This window comes from uncultured Campylobacter sp. (assembly GCF_938018035.1).
In the GTDB taxonomy this organism is placed as follows: Bacteria; Campylobacterota; Campylobacteria; order Campylobacterales; family Campylobacteraceae; genus Campylobacter_B.
Genome location: NZ_CALIJF010000378.1, coordinates 22478 through 29852, shown reverse-complemented (window position 1 = coordinate 29852; position 7375 = coordinate 22478). Strand labels below are relative to the sequence as shown.

The window sequence follows — 7375 nt, the reverse complement described above, 5'->3', positions numbered from 1 at the left end:
TGTGGTAAGGGCCTTCGGCGCCTCTTCTTGCTTAAAAAATTTGCCGTATAAGAAGTATATCGCAATGACTATGAGCAGGGTAAAGGCGATAAATTTCAAGGTTTTTTTCATTTTGCCAACTTCAAATTAAAATAAGGGCTAATTTTAATGTAAAAATATAAAATTTTAGTTAAATACTAAATTCTTTGCTCGCGCACGGCGTAAAATTTCATAATCTTTTTATGCAAAATTAGCGAAACGTAGATCAGCGCCGAGCCCGCAAGTAGGCGCGCCAGATCGGCGTCCTTTTGCCAAAATACTAAATTTACGGCGATCGCTGCGGGGATGAGCGCGTTATTCATAATCGCAAGCACGCCGCTATCGACCTCGCACGCGCCTTTGTTCCACAAAAAATACCCCAGAGCGCTTGCGACAGTGCCCAGATACACGATTACCGCGCCCTGCGAGAAGCTGGGATTAAATTTAGAAAAATCTCCGAGCACGATCGCAGCAATCGCCGTAACCGCGGTAGCTCCGACGAAAAAGTAGCCGAAAAGCTCCTTCTGCTCGCTAAAGCCGTGGCGCTCCAGCATAAATTTATACACGCTCTGTCCGAGCCCGAAGCATAAATTTGCGCCTTGAACAAGCAAAAAGCCCGTCAAAAACTCGGAATTTATCGCGCCGAATTTTATCACCAAAGCCCCGAGCACCGCGACAGCGACGCTGAAAAGATATAGCGCGCGAAATCTAAGCTTAAGCGCATCGTAAAGCAGCGTCACGTAAAACGGAGTAAATATCGTAAAAAGCGCCACTTCATAGACCTTCAAATACGCAAAGCTGCGGTAGTAGAAGATATACATCACGCCGATCTGCACGGCGCCCACGGCGCAAATTTTAAACGCCAAGGCTGGATTTACGCCGCGAAATTTCATAAACGGCAGGAAGCAAATTAGCGCCAATGATACGCGCAAAAACGCCAAATACGCGCTGTCTATGCCGCGCAAAAACTCGCCTATCAAAGAGAAACTAAAAGCCCAAATACAAGTAACCAAAATCAGTTTTTTCAAAACGTCCACCTAAGCTTTAAAATTTAGGCGGAATTTTATAAAATTTTAGTTGAATTTGGGATTTAAATTTCGCCCGCGCGGCATAAATTTAGGTTTTTATTTATTTTAAATGTGTTAAAATTATCCGATTTTTGAAATTTAAGGGTAAAAATGAACGACGTTTCGGTTATAGTTCTTGCCGCAGGGCTGGGCACTCGGATGAAGTCGCAAAAAGCCAAGGTTCTTTTCGAGCTTTGCGGCGAGCCGATGATAATCCACATCCTAAAGAAAGCTTACGAAATTTCAAACGACGTGAGCGTGATTTTACACTATCAATTCGACGAGGTTAAAAGCGCGGTTCTAGCGCACTTCCCAAACGCTAAAATCTACAAACAAGACCACGAGCATTTCCCCGGCACTGCGGGCGGACTAAAAGAGGTCGAAATCCGCGGGAAAAAAACGCTCATAATCTGCGGCGATATGCCTTTAGTCAAAAGCGCCGAACTTCGCAAACTCTGCGATGGGGACGCGGAGGTAAATCTAAGCGTTTTTAGCGCGCGCGATCCATTCGGATACGGCCGCGTAATCACCCGCGGCGGCGAAATTTTAAAGATCGTCGAGCAAAAGGACGCAAACGAGGAAGAAAAGGCGGTAAAAGACGCAAACGCCGGCTGCTACTGCTTCAAAAGCGAGGCATTGAAACAAATTCTGCCGCAGATCAAACCCGATAACGCGCAAAAAGAATACTACCTCACCGACGCGATCAAAATCGCCAAAGATATGGGCTTAAAATGCGTCGCCGTGTGGGTGGACGAGCAAAATTTCATGGGGATAAACGATAAATTTGCCCTCAGCATCGCCGAAAATTTAATGCAAAACGAGATCAAAGAAAATTTGATGAAGCAAGGCGTTTTGATGCGCCTGCCTCAAAGCATCTACATCGATAGCAGAGCAAAATTTATCGGCGAGTGCGAGCTGCAAGAAAACGTAAGCATCATCGGTCCTTGCGTGATCGAAAGCTCGCTCATCAAAAGCGGCTGCGTCATCGAAGATAGCGTCGTAAAAAATTCCGACATCGGTCCGATGGCGCATCTGCGCCCAAAATGCGAGGTTATAGGCACCCATATCGGAAATTTCGTCGAGCTTAAAAACGCGAAAGTAAACAAGATCAAGGCGGGGCATTTAAGCTATCTTGGGGATTGCGAGATCGATGAGGGCAGCAATATCGGCTGCGGCACGATTACGTGCAACTACGACGGCAAGAAAAAATACAAAACGATAATCGGCAAAAATGTCTTTATTGGCTCGGATACGCAGCTTGTAGCGCCCGTGCGGGTGGCCGACGACGTCATAATCGCCGCGGGCACGACGGTTACGAGCGACGTTCCAAGCGGCGCGCTGGCGATCAGCCGAAGCAAACAAATCAACAAAGATGGGTTTTTCCATAAATTTTTTAGGAGCGAAGATGAGTAAGAAAAAGGTTTTACTGGCGGTTTGCGGGAGTATCAGTTTTTACAAAGCGTTTGAAATTTTATCCGCTCTGAAAAAGTCGAATTTCGACGTCTATGTCGCGCTTAGCGACGGCGTGCAGGAGTTTGTCAGCTACAAGGCATTCGAGGCGCTGTGCGATCACCCCGTGCTTTGCAAAGCCAACGAAAACTGGCAGGCGGGCATCAACCACATCGCTTATTCCAAGGTGGATTTAGTTTTGATCGCGCCTGCGACGGCAAATACGATAAACAAGCTCGCGTGGGGCGTCTGCGACAACGTATTTTTAGAGGTGCTAAACGCGGCTTTCGCCCATGCCAAGGTAGTCATCGCGCCCGCTGCGAACCCCGCGCTGCTTGAAAATAACATCACAAAAAACTGCATCGATATGCTAAAAGCGAGCGTCAATGCGTATTTTGTGGGTCCGATAGAAAAAACCCTAGCTTGCGGAGATACCGGCAAGGGCGGACTAGCGAGCACCGAGGCGATTATGCAGACGCTAAAGCGCGCGCTTTACAACGATAAATTTTGGGAAGATAAAACCGTCATCATCACCGGAGGAGCGACGATCGAAAAGATCGACAGCGTGCGCGGCATTACGAATTTCTCCAGCGGCAAAACCTCCAAAGCGCTCGCCGATGCGCTGTTTTACCTAGGCGCGGACGTGACACTGATCTCTAGCAACGAATATGAAAATTTACCATACAAGCTCGTTAAATTTGAAAGCACTATCGGGCTAAAATCGGCGCTTGACAGCACAAAATTCCCAGACGGCGCATATTTGATAATGGCCGCTGCGGTAAGCGATTACTCGCCGAAGGTGCGCTATAAAGACAAGGTGAAAAAAGCGGAGATCGGCGAAATTTGGAATTTACGCCTGGGCGAAAACGAGGATATCTTAAGCTCCGTGCGCGGAAATATCAAAAAAGTGGGCTTTAAACTCGAAACCGACCGCGAAAACGCCGTCGGCGAGGCCAAACGCATGCTAAACGAAAAGCACCTCGACGCCGTCTGCCTAAACGTGCTGGACGACATCATCAAGCTCGGCGGCGACGTCCTTAAGGTCACTTTCATCACGAAAAACGATCAGGTCGTAATCGACACCGCGCCGAAGGACGAAGTCGCCCTAAAAATCGCGGCTGAGCTGAAAAAAATCTGATCCGTGAATAGCCTAAATCATCTCGCTCTTGTGATGGACGGCAACGGGCGCTGGGCGAAAAAGCGCGGTTTGCTGCGCACCGGCGGGCACGAAGCGGGCGCGGAAGTCGTGGAGCAGATCTGCGAGTTTTGCATCGACGAAGGCATCGCAAATCTCACGCTCTACGCCTTTAGCACCGAAAATTGGAAGCGCCCGAAAAGCGAAGTGGAATTTTTGATGAAACTGCTTCAAAAATTCCTAATTTCGCGCCGCGAAAAATTTATCCAAAATGGGATAAAATTCTATCCGATCGGCGATATATCGGCTTTTGAGGGCGATCTGCGAAGCGAGATAGAATATCTTTCAAATTTAACTCAAAACGGGCGAGCGCTAAATTTTAACCTAGCGATCAACTACGGCTCGCGCGACGAGATCGTGCGAGCGTGCGAGCGGCTGCTTGCAAGCGGCGAGCGACTAAGCGAAGCGGGCATCGGCGCGCATCTGGATACCGCGCACAGCGGCGACGTGGATCTGCTGGTGCGCACCGGCGGCGAGCAGCGGCTGTCGAATTTCTTGCTCTGGCAGGCAAGCTACGCCGAGCTTGCGTTTACGCCGACGCTGTGGCCCGATTTCACGCGCGAGGAGCTTGCGCGCATAGTGGATGATTTCCGCCGCAAACAGCGCCGCTTCGGCGGCCTTTAAGCTGTGGCGCAGTCGCTCTAACGGTCGCTTTAAATTTTAAAATTTTAATTTGCAGAATCGCCTGCGACGCGGTAAATTTTAAAATTTAATCCGCGAGCACTCGCGATACCTTGAAATTTTAAAATTTCAGGATTTTAATTTGCAGCGCCGTAAAATTTAAAATTTTAATATGTAGGCGCGCGGCGCTATAGAAATTTTAAATTTCGCCCTTTTAAATTTAAAGCTCTAGCGCGAGCCGTGTTACGAGGTGCGGTAAATTTAACGCGGCAGAATTTTAAAAATCACGCCGCGCATTCGTGCAAAGACCGAAAGGAAGGCTATGAGCTACTACATACAATGCGGTTGCGGCAAAAAGCTTACCAAAAAGCCGATGAAAACTCTAAGATGCCCAAGATGCGGCAGCGTGTATAAAAAACCAAAGAAATTTATACTGTCGGTCTATATTTGCCTGCTTGTGTTTTTTATGCTAGCGTTTGCTTTCATCCCCGATAAAATGAGGATTTTGGCATCCGCAGGCAGCGGGATAGGCGCATATATTATGTTTTTATGGATCGTAGATACTTTGAACTTCGATCTTTTGGACGCCGTGATACTGGTGGCGGGATTTTTGATTTTCGGCGGATTATATGGGGCATACGACAAGCCGCTAATCGCGGGGCTCATAGCCATTTTATTTTGCGTAGGCGCGGCGGCGATTTTCGTAAAATTTTTCCCTTACGAGAGGCAAAAAATCAATGAAAACTAAGAAATTTCTCGCTACCATAGAGCGTTTGATTAAATTTTAAAAAGTTAAAGCTCCAAAGGAAAAAGATGGATTTAAATATCGTTTACGGCGTGATTTTTGCGGTATTCGGCACCTGCGTAGGCTCGTTTTGCAACGTCCTGATCTACCGCCTGCCGCGCGGACAGAGCGTAAATTTCCCCGCTTCGCACTGCCCGAAATGCTCTCACGCTTTAAAATTTTACCACAATATCCCGCTGCTTTCGTGGCTCTTTTTGGGCGGCAAATGCGCCTTTTGCAAAACCAAAATTTCGATTCGCTACCCGATTGTCGAGCTTTTAGGCGGCGCGCTTGCGCTTGCGGCGTATTTCGGCGAGCCCGATCTTGCAAAAGCCGCAGTGCTCGGGCTTTGCTTCATCTTGCTTATGGCACTTTCGGCGATCGATTTTGAGTATAAAGCCGTACCGGAGAGCCTTCTTTACGTAGTTACGGCGCTTTCGCTTGCTTACACGCTGATGTATGATTTTGATCTTAGCGGCGTGGGCGCGGCGGCGGGATACGCGGCGATATTTTTCGTGCTACGCCTCATCGTCACCTTCGTGCTAAAGCGCGAAGCGATGGGAAGCGCGGATATTTTTATCGCGGGCGTTATGGGGGCGATTTTGGGCTGGAAGCTGGGCGGCATCTCGATCTACATCGGCGCGATTTTGACGCTGCCTGCGTATCTCATCGCGCACAAAAGAGGCTACGAACTTCCGTTCGTGCCGTTTTTATCGATGGGCCTGCTTCTTACCTTTATCTTCAAAGATCAAATTTTAAGGCTCTTGGACGTCATTTATGGATAGGGTGCAGCGCTATTTATTTAGCAATTTCGTTGGTTCCTTCGCGTCGCTTTTTAGCACGCTTTTTATCATAATGTCGATCGTCTTTTTCCTTCAGATCGCGCGCATTACGTCGTTTATCGAGATAAATTTTTCAGAGCTAGTCAAGCTCTATCTTTTCATGCTGCCGCGCATCCTCATATTTACGGTGCCGATCGCGTTTTTTGTAGCGCTTAGCATCTCGCTTTTTAGGCTATCTAAAGAGAACGAAACCATCGTCATATTTACGATCGGCTACGCCACGCGCAAGATCGCGCTGTTTTTCGGCATAAGCGCCGCGCTCTGTTCCTTGGCGCTGCTTTTCGTCTCGCTTTTTATGATGCCGATAGCCGAAAATTTAAAGGACAATTTCATCGATTACAAAAAAATTAGCGCGACGCTAAATATCAAATCCAACGAATTCGGACAGAAATTTTCCGACTGGCTCGTTTTTATCGATTCGCAGGAAAACAACGGCACAAGCACCCTGTATAAGGATCTGGTGCTGTATAATCCAGGTGGCTCGCAGGATCATGAGCGGATGATCGTAGCGCGCAGCGGCGAGTTTAAAAACGAAAACGCGAGCTTTTCGGCGATGCTACACGACGGCAAAATTTACACGATGGGCGGCGATCAGTGGCACGTAAGCGAGTTTGAAAGCCTAACTCTGCGCACGCAAAGCGACCGCAATATCCGCGGCGGAGGCGGCGTGATCGGATACTGGAGCGAGATGGGCGGCAGCGAAAAGCGCAGGAAGGAATTTAGCATCTACACCCTCGTCTCGCTCTTTCCGCTGGCGAGCTTTCTGTTTGCGCTAAGCCTCGGTATCGTGACCTATCGCTACGAAAAGGGCTTCGTTTACGCAGGGATTTTCGGCGTGCTTTTTAGCTACTTCGCGCTGATCATGCTACTCTCCAAACATCCGAGCATCGCGCTTCCCGTGACATTTGGCGTTACGCTTATCGCATCGCTGCTTTACTACAGGATCAAAATTGCCCCGAGGTACTGAAAAAAGCTCTGAGCTTTGCGGCGGCGAAATTTTAAACAAAAGCTCGTCTGCTCGAAATTTAGCGGATAAAATTTCGGCGAGCAAGGCTAGTGCGTCTGAAATTTTGCGTGGCGTAAATTTAAAGCATGAAGCGCAAAGCGGCGAGCAGGCTTTGATCTTAAACGATAAAATTTTAAATTTTAAAAATTCCGCTCTCGCAAGCTCGGCAAGCGATACGGCTACCTATACTGCACCCGATTGTGGTTTGAATCACGAAAGAGCCAAGCGGAATTTGGACGCCGTTCACACCAAAAAGACCGCGCGCGGGGCGGATTTAAATTCCGTCTGCAAAAATTCCACCAATGCCGCTGCTTCGGATATTTGCGCGGCAAACGCCGCGAAAGCTAATGTAGCAAGTGACGACGCTTTAAAAATCCATATCTCGCCCGTCGC

General features: G+C 48.3%; 7 protein-coding genes. 6 read left to right on the top strand and 1 reads right to left on the bottom strand.

Annotation, left to right across the window (positions count from 1 at the left end):
- Positions 1–176 precede the first annotated feature (176 nt).
- A complete protein-coding gene (locus tag Q0257_RS11560; protein WP_298024957.1) occupies positions 177–1046 on the bottom strand; it encodes an EamA family transporter in 870 nt (289 codons plus the stop codon).
- Positions 1047–1196: 150 nt separating this feature from the next.
- Between Q0257_RS11560 and glmU the strand changes: the two genes are divergently transcribed.
- The 6 genes from glmU to Q0257_RS11530 all read left to right on the top strand — a co-directional run bounded on the left by glmU (position 1197) and on the right by Q0257_RS11530 (position 6943).
- A complete protein-coding gene (glmU, locus tag Q0257_RS11555) occupies positions 1197–2498 on the top strand; it encodes a bifunctional UDP-N-acetylglucosamine diphosphorylase/glucosamine-1-phosphate N-acetyltransferase GlmU (protein ID WP_298024955.1) in 1302 nt (433 codons plus the stop codon).
- The gene (gene coaBC, locus Q0257_RS11550) at positions 2491–3672 is read left to right on the top strand and encodes a bifunctional phosphopantothenoylcysteine decarboxylase/phosphopantothenate--cysteine ligase CoaBC (RefSeq protein ID WP_298024953.1); all 1182 of its coding nucleotides are present in this window, start codon (positions 2491–2493) and stop codon (positions 3670–3672) included. Before glmU ends, coaBC begins: the two co-directional genes overlap by 8 nt.
- A 3-nt stretch (positions 3673–3675) precedes the next feature.
- Positions 3676–4353 (top strand): polyprenyl diphosphate synthase, encoded by a 678-nt coding sequence (gene uppS / locus Q0257_RS11545; protein WP_177387938.1) that lies wholly within the window; start codon positions 3676–3678, stop codon positions 4351–4353.
- A gap of 319 nt (positions 4354–4672) precedes the next feature.
- Positions 4673–5098 (top strand): hypothetical protein, encoded by a 426-nt coding sequence (locus tag Q0257_RS11540; RefSeq protein ID WP_298024952.1) that lies wholly within the window; start codon positions 4673–4675, stop codon positions 5096–5098.
- A gap of 65 nt (positions 5099–5163) precedes the next feature.
- A complete protein-coding gene (locus tag Q0257_RS11535; protein WP_298024950.1) occupies positions 5164–5919 on the top strand; it encodes an A24 family peptidase in 756 nt (251 codons plus the stop codon).
- Positions 5912–6943, top strand: a complete 1032-nt coding sequence (locus Q0257_RS11530) for an LptF/LptG family permease (RefSeq protein ID WP_298024948.1) — start codon at positions 5912–5914, stop codon at positions 6941–6943. Before Q0257_RS11535 ends, Q0257_RS11530 begins: the two co-directional genes overlap by 8 nt.
- Positions 6944–7375 lie beyond the last annotated feature (432 nt).

Excerpts from the sequence above, each read along its gene's own strand:
- glmU (WP_298024955.1), top strand. The coding sequence starts at position 1,197 with ATGAACGACGTTTCGGTTATAGTTCTTGCCGCAGGGCTGGGCACTCGG.
- coaBC (WP_298024953.1), top strand. The coding sequence starts at position 2,491 with ATGAGTAAGAAAAAGGTTTTACTGGCGGTTTGCGGGAGTATCAGTTTT.
- Q0257_RS11540 (WP_298024952.1), top strand. The coding sequence starts at position 4,673 with ATGAGCTACTACATACAATGCGGTTGCGGCAAAAAGCTTACCAAAAAG.
- Q0257_RS11535 (WP_298024950.1), top strand. The coding sequence starts at position 5,164 with ATGGATTTAAATATCGTTTACGGCGTGATTTTTGCGGTATTCGGCACC.
- Q0257_RS11530 (WP_298024948.1), top strand. The coding sequence starts at position 5,912 with ATGGATAGGGTGCAGCGCTATTTATTTAGCAATTTCGTTGGTTCCTTC.